Below are 19256 nucleotides of genomic sequence, written 5' to 3' on the forward strand. Positions count from 1 at the left end.
TTGTTGGATCAACCAACGTGAGATAGGTTCAGCAATTCGTATTTTCCACATACAGAACCACATTACTTCAAATGTCAGGATCGACTCAGCGCCCCGGCAGGCACTAAATAAACTTTTCGACAATTGTGCCCAATTCAATCTGACAATAAAAAAATATCTAAAATAGAGAATTCCAAACGGACATCAGCAAATAATTTTTTATTAGCTGTATTTGAAATTTTAATAAACTATATTTGGAAAATTGTCTGCGCTGGGTGATAGTAAAAGGCTGACGCCTCAATCTCCATCGTGAATAAAAGGCTAACGCCTTAACTCCATTTTGATTTTCATAAAAAAAATCCGTTGGCTTCATCTATCCGTTTGGCAAATTTGGGAACAGCTAACAATCCCAGTTACACCTCCAGTTCCTTGAACAACTGCGCCGTCTGGCGCTTGTAAATACCAATTCCCGACAGCATCGTTCCCAGTACAGTCGATAGCAATCCAGGCACGAAGCCAATCACATACGCTGGCGGGGTGATCTGCGCCCGTACCACTGCAGGCATCATCATCGTCGCCCCTTGCATCATGCCGCTGATGTTGATGCCCTTGGTCTGCAGAAGATAAGCCACTCCCAATCCCAGCAGCGTGCCAAAAAATGAGCCGATGATGCCGATGAGGACGGATTCGTAAATCATCGAACGATAGACATGGCCTTTGGACTCGCCAATGGCCAATCGCAACCCGACCTCGCCGTAGCGCCGCAAGCCGCCCAGCAAGCCCGCATTCCACAGCACCAGCGACATCGCCAGGACAAATATGCCGAGGGCAATCCCTTTGAAACTATCGACGTAATCCAGGTAGCCTGCCAGACCGCTCTGGATTTTGAGCCGCACCATGGTTGGTGCAAACTCGTCTTCATTCGATTTATGCTTTTCATTGAACGCCTGTTCCACGGCCATGGCTTTGCGATCATTGTAAACCGATTCGGGAAAATAGCCCAAAATTTCGCTGGCCGCATCGTTCATGTCGAGCACCGTCTGGGCGTCGGAAATATCCATGATCATCGCCCCCCGATCCAGATTTTCCACGCCAAATCGTACTGTCCCAGCGATGCTGAAATTCTGCAGCGCCATGCTGCCATACATGGTCGAGCTGACCAAAGTGGCAATTGCACCAGGCCCAATGCCGAGCTTGTTGGCAAAATCATCGCTGATGAGAATCTCGCCAGATCGTTGAGGGAGCCGTCCCTGAACCAGGGCATCCGCAATATTCAAGCGCTGGATTTCCGAACTCGCTGGAGAAAATAGATCCACCGCCAGTCCGAAGGCAGGCCCCTGGGATTTGGTCTCGCCATTTTCATCGGGCACGTCCAGCAAGCCGCCGAACCGAATGCGTTTCACCCAGGTCATTGCTGGGAATTGTGCTTTAAGATTTTCGAGCATATCGGTAATGCCCAACAGGGCCAGGTCGTTCGGCATTTGATCGGCATTTTCAGCATAGGCACGGGTCATCACCTTCACATGGCCTGTCGTGAACCTGGCGTTCAGATCGATCATGTCCCCCAAAATACCATTCAGCCAGCAGTGCATCACTACCGTGAGCAACACGCCAGCCGTCACAATGATGATGGGAAACAGGCTACGATGCCGATCCCGCAGAATTCCTTTCAATAAAAATTTGATCATTGTATCTTCCCCTTGATGGCTTCGGTCGGATTCATTTTTGCGATTTTTCGGGCGGGCAGAAAGCTGACGATGGTCGCCGTGATGAAAACAATGGCCACCGTGGCGGCGATCAGGCCAGCGCTGTAAACTGGAAATATTTTCTCGGCAATGGTGAGGCCATATTCATCGGTGCCCTGGGGCATGGGGATGCCTTTGATCGCCTGCATGGTGAGCAGCGGGATGCCATAAGCAGCAGCCACAATAGCGGCCAACACCCCATACATCGCCCCCTCGACGGTGAACAGCCTGACGACCTGCCAGCGGGTCATGCCCAGGGCGATGATCGTCCCGATCTCCTTCTGCCTCCGAAAGATGGACAACACTTGGGTATCGAACACGGCCAGCATAGCCAGCAGCAACAGAATCACATAGACGAAGATGATGCCCACCGATTTCATTCGGATGGTCTCGCTCAGTTGCCTGAGCAAGAATTCGTGATTCTTGAATTCCCAATCTGGGAAGCTGGCGGAAATCGAGGCGGTTGGAGCGGTCACGAGAATCGTGGCTTCGTTGGACATTCCCAGCATGGTCTGCAGCCGTTCCAGCGGAAGCCATAGCTGGCCGTTATCGATGGCGGGGACAATCGTTTTGAAGATGCCGACAATTTTGATGTCTGCCGCATCGAACGTCCCGTCGGCATCCCGCCAGCGAACCGTGACCAGATCGCCCACATTGAGTTTGGTGGTTTTGGCCATTCGAGTTCCGATCAGAGCGGGGATGGCTTCGCCATTTTGTTGTAGCTCGGCTGAGGGAATTTTCAAAATTTTCTGCTCGGGGTCGATGCCTTTGAGAACCACATTTTGAATGCGCCCTTCAGGGTAAATGGTCGCCTGGGCGACCAGGATCGGCGTGAGGTGGCCGCTGGCGATTTCGCTTTGGAGCGCTTCGGGAATCGGACTGTGACTGTCATTCAAAGTCAATGGATCGAAGGGGTCATAATTTTTCTGCCAGAATTGTCCGCCGCCGATCTCCCAGTTGATCGTCTCCCGCCGAGCTTCCTTGTTCCAGCCATCGAGCAGCCCGAAATACCAGATGATCAGAATATAGCAAAACGACAGCACGATGACATTGAGCCAGGTGCGCAGCCCAGCACCGATCAGGTTTTTATAGGCTAATTTTAGTGAGATCATTTTCTGTGTCCTGTGTCTCGAAGTTTAGAAGTCAACTTTTGATTATTTTTCCAACGGATGGAAAGAACCAAACGGATTTTTTAATTAAAAACCACAATTCATAATACTACTTGATCATCTCAAATTGAACAAGGTCATTCCGAACGAAGCGCAGCGGAGTGAGGAATCCTTTTATGAACAGTTTGTTTAACAATCAGATTTCTCGCTTCGCTCGAAATGACTCTCGTCCTTTAATGATTTAAAAAAATCTACTCAGGTAGAAATAAATCTCAAAGAATCTCATAAATAAAATGGAAAATTCCAAACCAAAATCAGTAACAATATCATTTTCAATTCGAACACATTTTCAATTTTGACCATTGGAATTTCATCCGCTGGGTCATTTTTATTCGTTGGAAACAATATTTTTCGCATCAATCAGGCCTTCCATCTTTAACCTCTCTCCGAAATCTCAAATCCCAAATCATAAATAAAGTTCAATAAGCAAATCGACAAATTCCAAACCGACAGAAAGAACGCCTTTTTCATTGCCAGAGAAATTTGTGGTTTTGAATTTTGAGAATTGAATATTGTTTTTGAGTTCACTCTAATAAGCAAATTTGGGACAATGTCATTGCGAGCGGAGTGAAACGGAGCGAAGCAATCCTTTCCGCCAGTTGAGATTGCTTCGGCAAAAAACGCCTCGCAATGACTGGTTCATACAGAATTCTATCAAAACCGACCTTTTTAGAATAGATTCATTTTTTATTTGATTTTTGACCATTGGAATTTCATCCGTTGGGTTGTTTCTATCCGTTGGAGAAAAAAATTTTTAATCAAACCTTTCATCCTTCACCACCTTCCCATCTTCCAGTGAAATTTTCCGCCGCAGATATTTGATCACCTTCTCATCATGCGTAGCAAAGATAAATGTCGTTTTCAATTCCCGATTTAGCTTTTCCATCGTCTGCAGAATGTGGTGTGAATTCTGGGCATCGAGATTGGCCGTGGGCTCGTCGGCCAGCACGATCTCTGGTTTTTTCACCATCGCTCTGGCAATGGCCACCCGCTGGCATTCGCCGCCAGAGAGCTGCGGCGGACGGGAATTGATTTTATCCGTCAGACCGACCCACTCCAGCGCATCGAGCACGGCTTTTTTGCGCTCGGCCGCAGGCATTTTGAGCAACAGCAGAGGAAATTCGACATTCTCGAATACCGTGTACACATTCAACAGATTATAAGTCTGAAAGATGAATCCCAGATGTTCGCTCCGCAATCTGGCAGCGGCTTTGTGCGAGAGCTGATTCACCGAGTGGCCCAAGACGATAGCCTCACCCTCCGAAGGCGTATCCAGCGAGCCGATGATGTTGAGCAGCGTGGTCTTGCCCGAGCCACTGGGCCCGACAAAACCCGCAAATTCGCCTTTACCGAATGTGAGATTGATGCCGTTCAAGGCTGTGAAATAGCCACCACCTACAGGGAAACGCTTGATGAGATCACGAATTTCGATGATTGTGGAATTATTCATTGAGTTGTCTCCAGAATTGATCTGATTCCGAAATCGATCCGACAAATTACAAAATGCGCCGCGCAATGGTGCGATCTATAAAAGCCCCAACTTTTAATCAGACTATTTATGGGTTGCCTATAAAATCGAGAAATTTTTATTTCGAACAAAACGAGAATCCACATTCTTTAATTCTACAAGATTTTTTTTCTTAGTATGCTGAATAGCACTGGATTCTTGGTGTGATTGAAAATTATTTAACCACTTGAGACCAACAAGCTACGATATTCAATGGAAGATGTTGATCCGCTTGATAAGAAAGTTTTGTTCAAAATCTCTTTCTCAAGGCCAATATAAAAAACAACGTACTTATTGTCAATCTATTTTTGAATAGTTCAGATGATAAACCGTGGCATACATGGAGCGAACTTTTATAACTCACTTCATATTCAAATAATCAACCGTTCTTTCCGATTCAGTCAAAGCCTGTTGTTAAACAAATTTGCTTCAATCGTCTGATTGATTAATCTTTAGGGTCTCAAAAATCGAGAAAATAGAAATTGGAGAGCCAGCCTTAGCAACTCGGAACATTTAGTATCGTTTTCCATGAATATTGCCATCCAAATCATCCTCGAATAAAATTTTGCTTGACATTCGACGCTTAGCGCGTTATATTTTGCACGTGAAAATTTTGATTCCCAAAAATATATCCCATTTTTTTAATGAGATCTATAGCTGGCTGAAATTTTCGGTTCGGACCATCCTCAATTTTCGGCAAATATTTCGCTACCGCGCTGAGACCATTAAGCAGCTCTATATTCTTGGCAACCAGGGGCTTCCCTTGGTGATTTTATCAACTGTTTTCATCAGCATTGTCTTGACGTTGGAGACTGGCAAAAAAATAGAGCCATTTGGAGCTAAGTTGATGCTTGGCCGGGTGGTGGTCATTGCGGTGCTGCGGGAACTTGGACCGGTAATTACTGGTTTGATGATGGCAGGCCGAATTGGCGCAAAGATCGTCTCTGAGATCGGCAATATGGTGCTCACTGAGCAGGTCGATGCTTTGCGCGCTTATGGTACTGATCCGATTAAGCGGCTTATCGCCCCGCGAGTCTTTGCGGCTTTTGCGGTGATGTTGCCATTGACCTTCATCGCTGATGCGGTTGGCATTATCGCTGGCTCGTTCTCGGCGATCACTTTATTAAATGTCGATTTTGACTTTTTCTGGCTTTCCGTCAAACAAGGACCTTCACTCAAAGACCTATTGGTCGGAATCAGCAAACCTCCATTCTTTGGGTTGCTGATCGGTATCATCAGCGCTTATCTCGGATATAACCTCAAAGGCGGCTCTGAGGGCCTGGGAATGGCCGCGACCAAAACTGTCATGTACGCTTCCATCGCAGTTTTATTGATGGATTTTATTCTAACGATCATTATCATTTCATTTTTCTAAAGGCTTTGTGGTATGATTGCCTTTGATGCTGTATCATTGTGCTTGAATAATCGAAATATCCTGAAAAACATTTCGTTTCGAATCCAACGTGGCGAGACTGTGGTATTGGTGGGGAGCAGCGGAGCTGGTAAAAGTACTATTTTGCGACTCATCTTGGGATTGATGAAACCGACCAATGGAAGGATCTTTGTCCTCGGGAAAAATATTGTCTCTCTCTCTGAAAGACAAATGAATTCCATTCGTCGTAAATTTGGTCTTGTTTTTCAAAGCGGCGCCTTATTCGACTCGTTAACCTTAGAGCAGAATGTGGGATTTTTCTTGACAGAAAATTCAAATCTCTCGGCTCGAGAAATTCGTGAACGAGTGGATGAGATAATGAAATTTTTCGGCCTAGAAAATTTCATGCACTATTATCCCTCTCAGATCAGTGGCGGCATGAAAAAACGGGTGGCGATTGCGCGAGCAGTAATTACTCAGCCCGAAGCACTGCTCTATGATGAGCCCACTGCTGGACTTGATCCGCTGGCAGCTCGAAAAGTAGTCAGCTTGATTAGTCAACTTCAAAAAAGTTTCAACATGACCTCTCTTATTGTTACCCATGAAATTCACCATTTTGCTAATGTAGCAGATCGACTGCTGATGTTAAAAAACGGAACAATTACCTATGATGGCGTTTTCGACCTTGCCATTTTGGATGAGTTTGAAGAAACTGAAACGCCAAGTGAATGCATACCAAACGAGGTAGATTATGCAGATATCGGGGAGCAGTCGAACGGTTAAAATTGGGGTGCTATCGCTCTGGGCATTAGCGCTTTTTATTATCCTGTTCATCTTTTATATTGTTGGTACCAATCAGAAGCTATTTACCAACAAGTATCATCTTTACATGTTTATCCCCAATGCGCAAGGTTTGAATCCAGGCGCGTTTATCACCCTTTCTGGGCTGAAGGCTGGCGTCGTCGGTGAAATGAAATTTGCTGAGAAAGATGGCCTTCAGGGCATTGTGGTCGATCTAAAAATCGACCGACAATTTTCCGACAAGATTACGACCTCATCGATCGCAACTGTCAGCACCATGGGCATTTTGGGAGATAAATATGTGGATATTTCATTGGGAAATTTCGGTGATCCCCCGCTCCAGGAGGGCTCATTTATTCGGACCAGTCCTCCTTCGGAAATAGGCTCGATTATTGCCTCCGCCAGTGAGGCCATCGCTGAATTTAAAAGGACATTGGAAAATATTAATGCACTCACCCAGCAAGTAAGAGCTGGTTCGGGTACCCTAGGTCTATTATTGACGGATTCATCTACTCAAAATCGAGTGGCCCAGCTCTTAAGAAATCTCAATAACATCGCTGAACGGATTCAGAGCGGCCGCGGCAGTCTGGGTCAGATGGTTCAGGACAGTTCGCTATTTGCCTCGCTGAACCATACGGCGACCAACCTGGATCGAATTACTTCCAAAATCAATCAAGGCCAGGGCAGCTTAGGAAAGTTGGTGGCCGATTCTTCGCTTTATCTCAAAGTGCATGCAATTTCCACGATAACAGATTCCATACTCAATAGCTTGCAACGTGGCGAAGGCTCAGGCGGAAAATTATTAAAAGATGACGTGCTTTATCAACAATTGCTCACATTAACCCGATCGTTAACGATTCTGACCGAAGACATCAAACAAAATCCCAAAAAGTATGTGACGATCAAGGTTTTTTAATCGAAAATATATCGTGCGCCTGTGAATGGCATGAATTGTTCCGACGAGTTGATTTGCGCATTCCCAAGGATGGGTCGTGAGTTTTCCGAACAGTTGCAAACCCCATAACTTAGCGTCAATTGTTGAACAGTTTCTATTGCAAAATCCCAAACACAAACTAAAATGTCATGCCCTCCGCCAGTTGGGGGTTGGAATCTATATGTATCATTGGCTTAAACAATGGATTTGAACCTGCGTTCTGAGTTCGCAGGAATTGAAACGCTTTAATTGAACTCCATGCTCTGCAACAGAACAAATCTGGCAGGTAGATAGAAAAATATCGCACTGATACCGCTCAGAAAGGTTTCCCATCTATGAAACAGTTCTTTTTTTTGTTCACTTTTTTCTTATGGTCAATCGCTTTCGCCCAAGAACCTTCAGGCGAATGGATCTTAAATCAGATCGATAAAAATCTAACCTCAGAGAATCGCATCATTACCTCGAAAATGATCATTCATGGCCGCAGGGAGAGCCGTACCATCGAGGCCAAATCTTGGGTGCAGGGCGTCGAGAAGTCATTTACCGAGTACCTCTCCCCCGCCCGTGAGAAAGGCACCAAAATGTTGAAGCTGGAAAAAATGCTCTGGCTCTACTCCCCTGCTACCGATCGCATCATTCAGATTTCAGGTCACATGCTGCGCCAATCGGTCATGGGCTCAGACCTGTCCTACGAAGATATGATGGAAGATCCCAAATTGAGCAATAATTACGACGCAAAAGTGATTGGCTCAGAAATCGTCGATGAACGGGATTGTTGGATCGTGGAGCTGACCGCCAAAGTGAGTGACATTGCCTATCACTCTCGCAAGCTCTGGGTGGATAAAGAAAGACTCATTCCTTTGCAAGAGGAATTGTTTGCCAAAAGCGGCAAGCTACTCAAGAAAATGGAGCTGAAAGACGTGACCAACATCCAGGGGCGCTGGTATCCGAAGCGGATGGTCTTCAAAGACATGCTCAAGGTGGGTCAGGGGACCGAATTCATCGTCGATTCGATTCAGTTCGATCAGGCAATTCCAGAGTATATTTTTTCGAAGGCGGCGTTGAGAAAATGAGGGGGGCTATCGAGATAGCATTTTTTTTATGCGAGCCAGAAATAGCCTGCTAAAATTTTTGGGCTGATCCATAGAAATTTTCGGATAGAATTCTATATCTGGGCGAAAGCAGTCTTTTCGTCAATTGTGTTAGCCAAGCCTTAAACTGAGATAAGCACCAAAACCCTTTCATGAAAGGAAGAGACGCATCATTATTTTTTATCCCACAATTTTTCCAATTCTAGATTTTTTCTACCTACCGCCATTGCCTGGGCATTTAAAAATGTTTTCACTTCTTCCCATGCGACTTGCTTGATCATTCGTGGCATGGGCTCAGCATCCGCATCTTCAAAATACGTAAGAGCACGGATAGCAAATGCAGGGAAAGCGGTGTGATATGGATATTTGACGGCAGCGATCTTAAACAGATCATCGAGAGATTTCTGCCGCAGTATGAAATAAAGATCAACATAATCCTTACGAGTCCCTCTGGAAAGAATGGCCGCTAATTTCATTGCCCCAATTTCCTCTACGGCAGCAATACGGATATTTTTGATCAAGCTTGGTGGTTTCACGAGCGGATGCAAATTCAATCGGAAAAAACTGATTCCCACTGTTTTCCAATTGGCAACAAAAGTGCCGTCTTTATCATGTATTATTTTAATTGATGGTTCTCCCTTGAGAATTTCCATTATCGCCTTGCGCTGATCAATCCCCACAGCTTCAGGAGAATCACTGAAAAAATCCAGATCAACTGATAAACGATGTCCGAGTTGTAGCGCAAGACCCGTTCCACCTCCCAGGTAAAAATCCGAAATAAATGGCAAATCACTCAAAAGATGAAAAAGCTCTTTCGATTCGGCCGTTAACGCCTCCCAATGGACATGCATCGCTAATCCCCCCAAACATGCTCACGAATTTCAGCAAAAGGCGCTTGACGATATTCTCTAATGTCAAGCAGCTTGCACCAGTAATTGAAAGTCATTTTTGACAGCCTGCGGTGACCATATTGTTGAAGATATTCGACAATTCGTTTCAGGCCATAATGATGAAATAACCAGTGCAACTCCTCCCAGGTGCCCATTTCCAGTGTTCGCTCGATGATGGGCTGCGCATATAACTCGGCATCCATTTGTTCAAAATCATATTCTTGAAAGAGTCGAGCTAAGGATGAAGGGATGGGATTTGATTTTTGATCTGCGTTATGCATCGTCCGACAATTGGCTGAATTTTATTTAACAAATATGGAATGAATATAGTGAATTTAATTTCGTGAATCAATTAAAATTTTTGAAAAGGCAAATGAATCATCGATTAGGTCGATTAGGAGGCAAATTCAGCATGCGCATCATCATTCAGAAGCCTCTGCAGTTGATTGCGATCGATTTATTCAGTTGATCGTGCGAAGGCCATAAGATTTTTTCAATGAAGTTCCAATAAAAAATTCATTTTTTCTATTGACTCTTATCTTTAATTATTTTATTTTTGGGCTGTTTATTTTGGAGGGTGAATCAAAAACTGGTATGTCATTCAATGAGCGATTGAATCAGATCTGCAGGAAGAAGAATAGCCTGGTCTGCGTGGGGTTGGATGTTGATCTGAACAAGGTTCCCGCATTCATTCTTGAGAAAAAAGAGCCGCTGGTCTATTTCTGTCAGGCCATCATCGATGCCACTCTGCCTTTCGCCGCTGCCTATAAAATCAATACCGCCTTTTTTGAGGCGCATGGTGTCAGCGGGTGGGCAGCAATGAGCAAGGTGGCGACCTATTTGCCAGACGATGTCATCAAAATCGCTGATGCCAAGCGGGGGGATATCGGCAACACATCGCAAATGTACGCCCGAGCCTTTTTCCAGGCGATGAATTTCGATGCGATAACCGTTAACCCATTCCTCGGCTACGATGCGGTAGCGCCGTTTTTAGAGGATGAAGACAACGGGGCGTTCATCCTGTGCCACACATCTAACAAAGGGGCTGCGGATTTTCAAAAATTCAGCGACGGCAAAAAAGCGCTGTTTGAACTGGTGGCTGAGCAGGTGCAACTGTGGAACGTGCGCAACAATTGCGGTTTGGTAGTGGGGGCAACTTTTCCGGATGAAATGAAGCATGTGAGAGCACTAGCGCCCGAACTGCCGTTTCTGGTTCCTGGTCTTGGTGCGCAGGGCGGCGATTTTGAATTGGCGGTTCGCTATGCGATCAATGAAAACGGAATGGGAGCGATTTTCAATTTCAGTCGAGGGATCATTTACAGCTCGACAGGAGCCGATTTTGCCGAGGCTGCTGGAACAAAGACAAAGCAGATAAAAGAAGACATCATCAGAATCATAGAAAATTCTTAGGAGATCATTTTGACCAAAGAGGAAGCCTTAAATCTTTTTAAAGAAACTGGAGCGCTATTAGAGGGCCATTTTCTTTTGACTTCGGGTTTGCATAGCCCACAGTACTTCCAATGCGCCAAAGTCCTGCAATATCCCCAGCATGCCCAGAAGTTGTGTTGGGAGATTGCCTACAATTTTATGACTGAGAAAGTGGATGTGGTGATCGGGCCAGCATTGGGTGGGATCATCGTGGCGCAGGAGGTGGCTCGCTTGATCCATGCCCGAGCTATTTTTGCCGAACGAGAGGACGGCAAAATGACATTGCGCCGGGGCTTTGAGATCAAATCGGGCGAGCGGGTGCTGGCCGTGGAGGATGTGGTGACCACAGGCGGGTCAATCAAAGAAGTGATCGAGCTGGCAAAAAATGCCGGCGCAAAACTGGTCGGCGTCGGGTTCCTGGTGGACCGCAGTCAGCAGCGGGTGCAGTTCGATGTGCCCAAATTTGCGGTAGTAACGATGGACGTGGTGACTTATTCCGCGGATCAGTGTCCCCTCTGCAAAAAAGGAATTCCCATTATAAAACCAGGGAGCCGGAAGATTAAATTGACATAAACAAAGCGATGAGTTGCAAATTATAAAAGCAAGATTTTCGTTTTCGGACCACTGGCGAGCAAACCAGTCCTGGCTTTAGTAAGGTAAAGCGCTGGGTCTATGAGCTTGCTGTATTAACTTGCCCAAGCTTTGGCTGCAAATCCCTCTTGTTCATTATTCTCCATCACTTCTTTTCATGGGAAAAAACTATAATTAGAGGGGTAATTGAAGCATTGGGTGTCCGAGGATTTTCGAAATATTTGAGGAAGTTTGACATGAGCAAATCTTTCATGAAAATCGGACCGATTACTTGTAGCATCGAAGCCGAACCTCCTTACACAGCGATGAGAAATGGAGCTACGGATTTTTTCACATTGGCCAACGAAAAACTAAAACTGCCTGAGGAAATCCCCGTGAACTCCATTGAAAATGGAAGAATTCATCTTCAGAGTAACTCGCTAAAACTGGATATTCGGACCAATCAAATCGGTGCGGAAATTCTCAAAAGTCTCAATGGAAAAAAGACGGTGGCAAAAATTGCTTCAGAGCTTTCGGAGAAATACGACTTCGATGACGAGGAATTTTTGGAGCAGGTAAAGACTTTTCTCAACATTTTCCGAACTTACAAGTTGATCTAATTATTTGAAAGTGCCATAACGATTTGGAAGAAACAAAGGAATAATACGCATCTTGCGCCTGCGATTTAGATCAGCTCAGGTGTAGCGCGTTTTTCGATGGGAGCGATGATAGCACTTTTCCACAAAGTGTTTGTTTGGGAGAGTTGCTAGATGTCATCGGGTATTTTTGCGATTAGTTTTCCTAATCTGGGCTAAAAAATGCCTCCAAAAACACCATAAAGAACCGATTAGCAAGAAGGCTGTTGATTTGAGCCGAGGCTTGGTTTATCACGCCATGCTGCTGAACATTTATAGATATTGCAAGAGGTATTAGATTGACGGATCACTTATTAAATATAACCTTTCTCCCCAAAAATAAAAAAATCTCAGTACCATCAGGAACTAATCTTTTAGAAGCAGCTCAGCGAGCTGATATCTTTGTTCCTAACTTTTGTGGTAGCCGCGGGAAGTGCGGCAAATGCAAGGTCAAGCTCGTCCAATCCACATTGCCATACACGGCGCAAGAAGAAGTGGCCTTAACACCTGAAGAACGAAGCCAGGGGATTCATTTAGCCTGTCAAATCGCAGTCAATAATGATCTCATTGTCGAGGTCATCCGTGAGGAAAATCTGAAGACTACCCGCTTTTTGACTTATGATTTGGCCGAGCAACTTGAAGTTGATCATCATTTGAAGAAATATTATCTGGAACTTCCTAAGCCTGAGTTGCAGCATCTGCGCGATGATGTGACCAATATAATTGACCATATTCAGCAGGATGCCCGAGCGGTCATGCCATTGGTGTTGTTGCAAAGTCTGTCAACGTTTTTGCGGAAAAACGATTTTAAGATTACCGTGACACTTGACGGAAACCAAATTATTAATATCGAAGCGGGCGACACGAGTCAGCGTTTATTCGGCGTAGCAATTGATCTCGGCACGACCACTATTGTTGGTTCCCTGGTGAATATGTTAACCGGCCAAATTCTGGCCGTGGCATCGCGAACCAATCCACAATCGATTCATGGTGCGGATGTCATTTCTCGGGTGAATTTTTGCATATCTGAGCCAGGGGGATTGGGCAAATTGCAGACACTGGCCATCGAAGCAATCAACGAGATCATTGAGGAGCTATGCGAAAATTCAGGCGAAAAATTTCGGGATATTTATGAACTGAGTTTAGCTGGCAATACAATTATGAATCATTTATTCTTGGGCGCTAATCCACAATTCATTGCTGAAGCGCCTTATACCCCCGCCTATCGGCGCAGCCAAAAATTTCGGGCTGAAGAGTTAGGCATTGCCATTTTGCCGCGCGGTTCAGTGATTACGCTCCCCAATATTTCGGGTTACGTGGGAGGCGACATCACTGGTTTTATTTTAGCCTGTAAATTGCATCAGCAAGATAAAGTTACCCTCGGCATCGACATCGGAACCAATGGCGAGATCGTTCTTGGCTCAAAGGAAAAATTGATCTGCTGTTCTACGGCGGCTGGGCCGGCTTTTGAAGGGGGACAGATCAGTTGCGGCATGCGCGCGATGGAGGGTGCCATCGATAAATATGTGATTGATGAAGCCGGAGTTTTTTATCACGTCATTGGCAATATCGATCCGCGGGGGGTCTGCGGCACTGGACTGGTCGATGTCGTGGCGGAATTGCTCAGTGCTGGGATCGTCGATGAAACCGGTCGCATTGTCGCCCCAGAGCAATTTCATGGCCTCGATTGGTTGAAAAAACGCATCCTGCCGAATGATAAAAACTATGATTTTGCTCTAGTCAATGGGGAGGACGGTGCTCGTCAGATGATAAAGATCAAGCAGCAGGATATTCGCGAGCTGCAATTGGCCAAGGGCGCAATGGCCGCTGGCATCGAAATTCTGATGAAGGAATTGGGAATCTCCGTGGATCAAATTGAGCAGGTATTCATTGCTGGCGCCTTTGGCAGTTATCTGAACAAATACAATGCGCTCAAAATTGGCCTGCTGCCGGCAATATCGCCTGAAAAAATTCATTTCGTCGGCAATGCTGCTTCGCTTGGAGCCAAAAAATTCTTGCTCTCCCAACGCGCTCGTGATGAAGCCGAGTATATTATCAATACCACCCATTATATCGAGCTGGCTGGCCGCCAGGATTTCCAAGAGATATTTGCCGAAAAAATGTTTTTTATTCAATAAAAAAAAAGCTTGACTTTTTTGAAAATTTTTATATGATAAATAATGAGCCTATCCGCGATTCGATGATCGGTTCCAGATATTAGCCCCATTCCTGTTTTCTCTGCTGCTGATTCTGCTGAAGATGTTTGTTGCTGCGGATTTTTAAGTGCAAATATCCCAAAAGCCTTAAATGTAAGTGGGTTTAAGATGATTTGCAGCGGTTTAAAAAGACGCAGTTTGTGGGTGACAGTAGGTCAGCTCTATGGTTCCGCCCCCCCCGTTATTCAGTTTCAGCGATCTTCTCATCCCGATCCATTTTCATCCATCCCAACCGGCACCAAACGTTCAATATTTGCGATATTCCATTATCTTGGCTCATCGGGAGATCAGAGGCCCACCGGACAACCACCTTAACCTCAGCAAAATTGAATAGCTCTTAGGAAGAGAAAAGTTTTCGAGGAGGTGCGCTATGAAACCGATCAAATTATTGGCACTGCTCATTGGCCTGAGCATGATAATCTGGTGGGCGTGTTCGGACAGAGAGACCGCTCCCACGGCGCCTGAGCCATCCGCTTGTTTGGTGCAGCCGCATGGTTTGAACAAGACCTTGGCAGATTACAGCTCCGCGGAATTCATATTTTTGGGCGACCCCAATGGTCCTCAGCCTGCCAGCATTAGCCTAATGGGATTTACACCTTCTGGCGATCCCCAGAGCCCTCAGCCAGCGAAAAAAATCACATGGTATGGTGACTGTGAAGATTATGAGGTACCTGGCACAGCAGATACTTGGTATATGTGGAACTGCACGATCGATTGCAGCGACCTGGCAGATAATTGCCTTTATACCGAAGTCGGCAATGAAAGCGATCCGAGCACCTGCCAGGAGATGACGCTTAAAGCCGATCTTTTCTGGCGACCTTATCCCTTCACCGGAAAATGGCAACGCTATGCTTACTTGCCTGAATGGACAGTATATGACCGACGTGGGCAAATGGCATATGGCACATATGTTTGGCGGGATACATGGGAATCAAAGTGCATATCAACTCATAAATTTTTGGATAAGACAAATAAGCCGGACTCCGCCTCTTTTACCTTAAGGTCTCAATTTCGCTCGCTCAGCCCTCAATCAATCGTGAAGCAATAACTGGTAGCCTGGCTTTCGCGGCGGTTGCTTCGGATAAAGGCGATCGCCGCCTTTTTGAATATCTCCGATCGAGATTATATCTAGCTTAAAAAATTCTTCATAAAATTTCGATTTGAGGTTTGAGCTTATGAAACGTCAATTCATGTTTTTCTTTTGCTTTTGGCTATATTGCATGGCCCGAATATGTTGGGTCAATTGCCAGGAATGGTCAGAACCGCGGTTATTGGAATCGGGCGACAATAGCTGCATTCGCTCGATTTCCAACTTGTTCGTGCTTAAAAATTCATCATTGCACCTTGCTTGGCTCGGCCATGAGAACACTATTCGCTATATCAGCTTTGAGCCAGGTAGTGGAAATTTGCTTCGTCCAGCATTCAAATTTCGCCCCCAAAAGCCATGTTCTGGTATTCAATTGATTTTTGATGATGACAACTTTCTTCATTTGTTTTGGGTGGAAGAAGGATTTGAAGTGGATTCCACTTATAAGAGCAAGGGGATCTGGCTTGAAGTCCCTGTTCTCGCCAGCAGTCCTTATTATGGAGATTGGAGATCTGACACGATTCGTGCAAGGATCCAAAAGCAAGATTTAATTTATTTCTCGACCAGCTTGTCTCAAGATGGCACGATCTATGTTTGCTGGGAAGAATCCAATCAATGGGCAATTTTTCTCAGCAGCAAACCAAAAGGCAAATCCGATTGGATTATTCCTGGTGGACCGATGTTTCCAGAATTCATGAACGATGCTGGTGACGCTGGCAATCCTCATCTAATTAGCGGGACACTTCAAGATCTTTATCTCACTTTCATTGGCAGCAGAGACGCCGATGCCGTTGGCGGCCCAGCTTATAAATATACAAATTTTGTTTACTATGCTGAGAAACCGTTTCATAAAGGGCGCTGGAATGAGCCAGTATTAGTCTACAAAGACTTTGTGTCCGCGGCAATTTGGCCACGAATAGCTGTCGATCAAAGTGGCGTGCGACATATTTTATGGATGCAGGTAATAAATCCCAACCAATGTCGCATCCGTCATCCATTTTATAGTTTTTCTTCTGACGGCCAGCATTGGTCTCCAGCGCGCGACCTTGCTGGATGGGCAGCATGGTTCGGCTCGCATCAAATCGTTATTGATAGCCAGGGTACGGTGCATGTTTTTTGGTGTCAATATTGGTCTACCGAGGAAAAATCGGGGGGCATTTATTATTGCCATGGTCGAGAAAACACCTGGTCGGAACCGCAACTGATCTTTGCTGATCTCCCAGATAAATGGTATGATCTGGCAGGCATAGCCATCGATGGCAACGATCGATTGCATATGATAAGAAAAGTCGCTTATGGCCCGCAAGGCGGCATTTACAAACGGGAGCTTGAATATCTCTGGTGCGATCTGAGCCCGACAGCGATCGCTCAATCGCTCAGATCCCACCCAACTCAGGTTCAGGGACTTCTATCGCTCCAAAGCTATCCCAACCCGTTTAACGATACTATCACGATGACGCTACTGCCTCAGAAAGAATGCAGGGTTTCCTTGGAGATCTATAATATCGCTGGACAATGCGTACGCAGGATCATGGACGAAGTGAGGATAGCTGGCGAATATTCATGCCAATGGGACGGCAGAAACGATACAGGTTTAGCTTTGCCCTCAGGGATCTATTATCTTAAAGCGAACGCTCTTGAGGGCGAGCGTGCTCGGCCGTTCCAAATTGTCAGTAAGCTTTTGCTCCTTAAGTGAAAATTGATCTATTTAACAAATCCAAAATTTCTTTGGTCACTCATTCGATCGTTAGCTAAGAAGAGATAGGACTGTTGTTATTCCTGAATTGCCACCCTCAGGGACAACGTAGATTTAAACGCAGCGATCTCTTGCCTTGAATTGATTTCCGAAAAATGCTCAGAAGTAAATAGGGTCTGTAGGGCAAAATTTCTGATAGGATTATCATGCTTAAGAATCTATGCGTCTCATAATTTTTTGATGAATTGGGCAGGAGAGCCTTCTGTCTCCGCAGAGGCGATAAGAATAGCTTTCTCATTTGTGCTTTTTCAGAAATCCATCAGAATGAGGAGGTGAAGATCTATGCCTTGCTATCAGTTAAGGCTCCCGATATTGTTGTCTTTGTTAGGCGTTTTGTCAGTTAATCTTACCTTGGGTCAGGAGAAAAATTGGTCACAGCCCATCGTTATTACAAGAAGACCTCTCGGCCAGATTGGACCTTGTTCCAATTTAGCATTGGGACCAGATCAAAGCGTGCACATCGGCTGGATTGCCAAGGGAAACACTACGAAGCCAAGCGAGAAAGATACACTGGCCTATATGGCGATTAGCAATGGCAAATTATACGAGCCTGGGACAATTTTTCCAAGTCTGAAAAATATGAATTATTTTGAATCGCCCTGGGTGATCGTGGATCGAGATACTTTTTGTCACGTATTTATTGTTGAAAAAAGTTTGCCGGGGATTAATAGGGCTTTTGATTATGACGTCATCGAAATCTCAAGCCCAATTTCTATCCTCCCTCCCCATTACGATGTTTGGGGCATCCAATGGCTTTGGACGAATCGAGACACCAGCGCCGCCAAGGATGTGACCGCTTGCACAACCAAATATCTTATGATCTATGCAGCCTGGGAGGATTTCAACCGGATCTGGATCATGGGAAAACCGTTCAATACGTGGAATTGGAGTTCCCGCACGATTTGCCCCTTTGCTGATTTTAAACCGCCGACTGGTAGTTCTCGGGCGCCACATCTGTTCGCTGGGAAACATGACACCCTATTTCTTGCTTTTGTAGGGCATACAGCGGCTGAGTTGAACACCATCCAGAGCGGGTTGTGGCACTTTGTCCACTTCACGAAAAAATCTCTCAGTGCAGATGATTGGCTGGAACCAGTCTTGGTCTATCAGGATACCATTGGAATGGCAGAGCAGCCGATACTTATTGTTGACCAACAAGGGATTCGGCACATGATTTGGCTGCAGCGACCACGTTCTGCACAATCCTCGCAGAGCACCAAATTATTTTATGCTTACTCATCGGATGATCATAATTGGTCGCTGCCTGTGAACCTGGCTGGCTTCTCAGGAGCTTTTGGTTCTCATCAGATGAGTTTAGATAGCCACGGGCTGCTTCATATTTATTGGATCCAATATTTGCCAGAGCGGGGGAGGCCGGCTGGGGTTTATGCGGTTTTGGGACGTGAGGACCAATGGTCACTTCCAGAACTGGTGGCAGCGCAAAGCGACTCTATGCAATACGATCAAATTCGCATGACCATCGATAAGCAAGATCGACTGCATCTGGTGGAATTAATCGATATTTCTTCAAAGGTGAGCGAAACGGTGCGCCAGTTATCATATCGCTGGAAGGAAATTTATCCCACATCGGCTCGAACTTTTTCCAATTCACGAAATATTCGAATCCATGATCTGCTGAAGATATCTTGCTACCCGAGTCCATTCAATGAATCGGTGACATTGACCCTGGTAGCGAATGAGCCGTGTCATCTGTCGCTCTCGATCTACAATATGATGGGTCAGAGGGTTAAAAATCTATTAGAGCATGAGCTGGTGAAAGGAGAAACTCGATGGTACTGGGATGGTCGGTCTGATCAGGGCGACGAGCTTCGTTCTGGGATTTATTATTATTTAGCGATCGGCCATACATTCGATCAAAGACCATTGCGTTGTGCAGGCAAATTGGTGTTGATCAGATGAGGCTTTTCAAAAGATCTCGAATTAGTTTATCAAAAGAAATTGAGCTTTCAAATTAGAAAATGAGAGCTGGAAGCATAGTTAATTTCCTCGATAAAGTTTGTTCGAGTTCAATCGCAGTTCATTCAGAAACTGAACTTTGGCTATGAAATGAAGCTT

General features: G+C 45.4%; 16 protein-coding genes. 11 read left to right on the forward strand and 5 right to left on the reverse strand.

The window, feature by feature from the left end:
- Nucleotides 1-392: 392 nt before the first annotated feature.
- The 3 genes from ONB37_06645 to ONB37_06655 all read right to left on the reverse strand — a co-directional run bounded on the left by ONB37_06645 (nucleotide 393) and on the right by ONB37_06655 (nucleotide 4343).
- The gene (locus tag ONB37_06645) at nucleotides 393-1667 is read right to left on the reverse strand and encodes an FtsX-like permease family protein (protein ID MDZ7399821.1); all 1275 of its coding nucleotides are present in this window, start codon (nucleotides 1665-1667) and stop codon (nucleotides 393-395) included.
- On the reverse strand, nucleotides 1664-2836 hold the full coding sequence (locus ONB37_06650) for an FtsX-like permease family protein (GenBank protein MDZ7399822.1): 1173 nt from the start codon (nucleotides 2834-2836) through the stop codon (nucleotides 1664-1666). The genes ONB37_06645 and ONB37_06650 overlap by 4 nt, the downstream gene beginning before the upstream one ends.
- An 811-nt stretch (nucleotides 2837-3647) precedes the next feature.
- Entirely contained in the window at nucleotides 3648-4343 is a 696-nt protein-coding gene (locus ONB37_06655; protein ID MDZ7399823.1) for an ABC transporter ATP-binding protein, read from the reverse strand.
- A gap of 622 nt (nucleotides 4344-4965) precedes the next feature.
- Between ONB37_06655 and ONB37_06660 the strand changes: the two genes are divergently transcribed.
- The 4 genes from ONB37_06660 to ONB37_06675 all read left to right on the forward strand — a co-directional run bounded on the left by ONB37_06660 (nucleotide 4966) and on the right by ONB37_06675 (nucleotide 8580).
- The gene (locus ONB37_06660; protein MDZ7399824.1) at nucleotides 4966-5775 is read left to right on the forward strand and encodes an ABC transporter permease; all 810 of its coding nucleotides are present in this window, start codon (nucleotides 4966-4968) and stop codon (nucleotides 5773-5775) included.
- Nucleotides 5776-5787: 12 nt separating this feature from the next.
- Nucleotides 5788-6555, forward strand: a complete 768-nt coding sequence (locus tag ONB37_06665; protein ID MDZ7399825.1) for an ATP-binding cassette domain-containing protein — start codon at nucleotides 5788-5790, stop codon at nucleotides 6553-6555.
- Entirely contained in the window at nucleotides 6524-7489 is a 966-nt protein-coding gene (locus ONB37_06670; GenBank protein ID MDZ7399826.1) for an MlaD family protein, read from the forward strand. Before ONB37_06665 ends, ONB37_06670 begins: the two co-directional genes overlap by 32 nt.
- Before the next feature lie 353 nt (nucleotides 7490-7842).
- The gene (locus ONB37_06675; GenBank protein MDZ7399827.1) at nucleotides 7843-8580 is read left to right on the forward strand and encodes an outer membrane lipoprotein-sorting protein; all 738 of its coding nucleotides are present in this window, start codon (nucleotides 7843-7845) and stop codon (nucleotides 8578-8580) included.
- Nucleotides 8581-8771: 191 nt separating this feature from the next.
- Here the strand turns inward: ONB37_06675 and ONB37_06680 are convergent, their stop codons facing one another.
- Together ONB37_06680 and ONB37_06685 are read right to left on the reverse strand one after the other, a co-directional pair.
- Entirely contained in the window at nucleotides 8772-9449 is a 678-nt protein-coding gene (locus ONB37_06680) for a nucleotidyl transferase AbiEii/AbiGii toxin family protein (GenBank protein ID MDZ7399828.1), read from the reverse strand.
- Nucleotides 9450-9451: 2 nt separating this feature from the next.
- Nucleotides 9452-9691, reverse strand: coding sequence for a hypothetical protein (locus ONB37_06685; protein ID MDZ7399829.1), 240 nt, complete (start codon nucleotides 9689-9691; stop codon nucleotides 9452-9454).
- Nucleotides 9692-10082: 391 nt separating this feature from the next.
- Between ONB37_06685 and pyrF the strand changes: the two genes are divergently transcribed.
- The 7 genes from pyrF (at nucleotide 10083) to ONB37_06720 (ending at nucleotide 19100) form a co-directional block, all read left to right on the forward strand.
- The gene (gene pyrF / locus ONB37_06690) at nucleotides 10083-10898 is read left to right on the forward strand and encodes an orotidine-5'-phosphate decarboxylase (GenBank protein MDZ7399830.1); all 816 of its coding nucleotides are present in this window, start codon (nucleotides 10083-10085) and stop codon (nucleotides 10896-10898) included.
- A 9-nt stretch (nucleotides 10899-10907) separates the two neighbouring features.
- Nucleotides 10908-11489: an orotate phosphoribosyltransferase gene (gene pyrE, locus ONB37_06695; GenBank protein MDZ7399831.1), complete on the forward strand. Its 582-nt coding sequence runs from the start codon at nucleotides 10908-10910 to the stop codon at nucleotides 11487-11489.
- A 254-nt stretch (nucleotides 11490-11743) separates the two neighbouring features.
- The gene (locus ONB37_06700) at nucleotides 11744-12106 is read left to right on the forward strand and encodes a PqqD family protein (protein ID MDZ7399832.1); all 363 of its coding nucleotides are present in this window, start codon (nucleotides 11744-11746) and stop codon (nucleotides 12104-12106) included.
- Nucleotides 12107-12420: 314 nt separating this feature from the next.
- On the forward strand, nucleotides 12421-14259 hold the full coding sequence (locus ONB37_06705; protein ID MDZ7399833.1) for an ASKHA domain-containing protein: 1839 nt from the start codon (nucleotides 12421-12423) through the stop codon (nucleotides 14257-14259).
- A gap of 448 nt (nucleotides 14260-14707) precedes the next feature.
- On the forward strand, nucleotides 14708-15385 hold the full coding sequence (locus tag ONB37_06710; GenBank protein ID MDZ7399834.1) for a hypothetical protein: 678 nt from the start codon (nucleotides 14708-14710) through the stop codon (nucleotides 15383-15385).
- Between the two features lie 172 nt (nucleotides 15386-15557).
- Nucleotides 15558-17120, forward strand: a complete 1563-nt coding sequence (locus ONB37_06715) for a hypothetical protein (protein MDZ7399835.1) — start codon at nucleotides 15558-15560, stop codon at nucleotides 17118-17120.
- Nucleotides 17121-17462: 342 nt separating this feature from the next.
- The gene (locus tag ONB37_06720; protein MDZ7399836.1) at nucleotides 17463-19100 is read left to right on the forward strand and encodes a hypothetical protein; all 1638 of its coding nucleotides are present in this window, start codon (nucleotides 17463-17465) and stop codon (nucleotides 19098-19100) included.
- The last annotated feature ends 156 nt before the right edge of the window (nucleotides 19101-19256 follow it).

The organism is candidate division KSB1 bacterium, assembly GCA_034506395.1.
Taxonomy (GTDB): Bacteria; Zhuqueibacterota; Zhuqueibacteria; order Thermofontimicrobiales; family Thermofontimicrobiaceae; genus Thermofontimicrobium.

Bases quoted from the DNA above. Each gene is read 5' to 3' on its own strand.
- ONB37_06715 (MDZ7399835.1), top strand. From the start codon at position 15,558: ATGGCCCGAATATGTTGGGTCAATTGCCAGGAATGGTCAGAACCGCGG.
- ONB37_06665 (MDZ7399825.1), top strand. From the start codon at position 5,788: ATGATTGCCTTTGATGCTGTATCATTGTGCTTGAATAATCGAAATATC.
- pyrF (MDZ7399830.1), top strand. From the start codon at position 10,083: ATGTCATTCAATGAGCGATTGAATCAGATCTGCAGGAAGAAGAATAGC.
- ONB37_06685 (MDZ7399829.1), bottom strand. From the start codon at position 9,691: ATGGATGCCGAGTTATATGCGCAGCCCATCATCGAGCGAACACTGGAA.
- ONB37_06680 (MDZ7399828.1), bottom strand. From the start codon at position 9,449: ATGCATGTCCATTGGGAGGCGTTAACGGCCGAATCGAAAGAGCTTTTT.
- ONB37_06675 (MDZ7399827.1), top strand. From the start codon at position 7,843: ATGAAACAGTTCTTTTTTTTGTTCACTTTTTTCTTATGGTCAATCGCT.
- ONB37_06650 (MDZ7399822.1), bottom strand. From the start codon at position 2,836: ATGATCTCACTAAAATTAGCCTATAAAAACCTGATCGGTGCTGGGCTG.
- ONB37_06645 (MDZ7399821.1), bottom strand. From the start codon at position 1,667: ATGATCAAATTTTTATTGAAAGGAATTCTGCGGGATCGGCATCGTAGC.
- ONB37_06720 (MDZ7399836.1), top strand. From the start codon at position 17,463: ATGCCTTGCTATCAGTTAAGGCTCCCGATATTGTTGTCTTTGTTAGGC.
- ONB37_06710 (MDZ7399834.1), top strand. From the start codon at position 14,708: ATGAAACCGATCAAATTATTGGCACTGCTCATTGGCCTGAGCATGATA.
- ONB37_06670 (MDZ7399826.1), top strand. From the start codon at position 6,524: ATGCAGATATCGGGGAGCAGTCGAACGGTTAAAATTGGGGTGCTATCG.
- ONB37_06655 (MDZ7399823.1), bottom strand. From the start codon at position 4,343: ATGAATAATTCCACAATCATCGAAATTCGTGATCTCATCAAGCGTTTC.
- ONB37_06700 (MDZ7399832.1), top strand. From the start codon at position 11,744: ATGAGCAAATCTTTCATGAAAATCGGACCGATTACTTGTAGCATCGAA.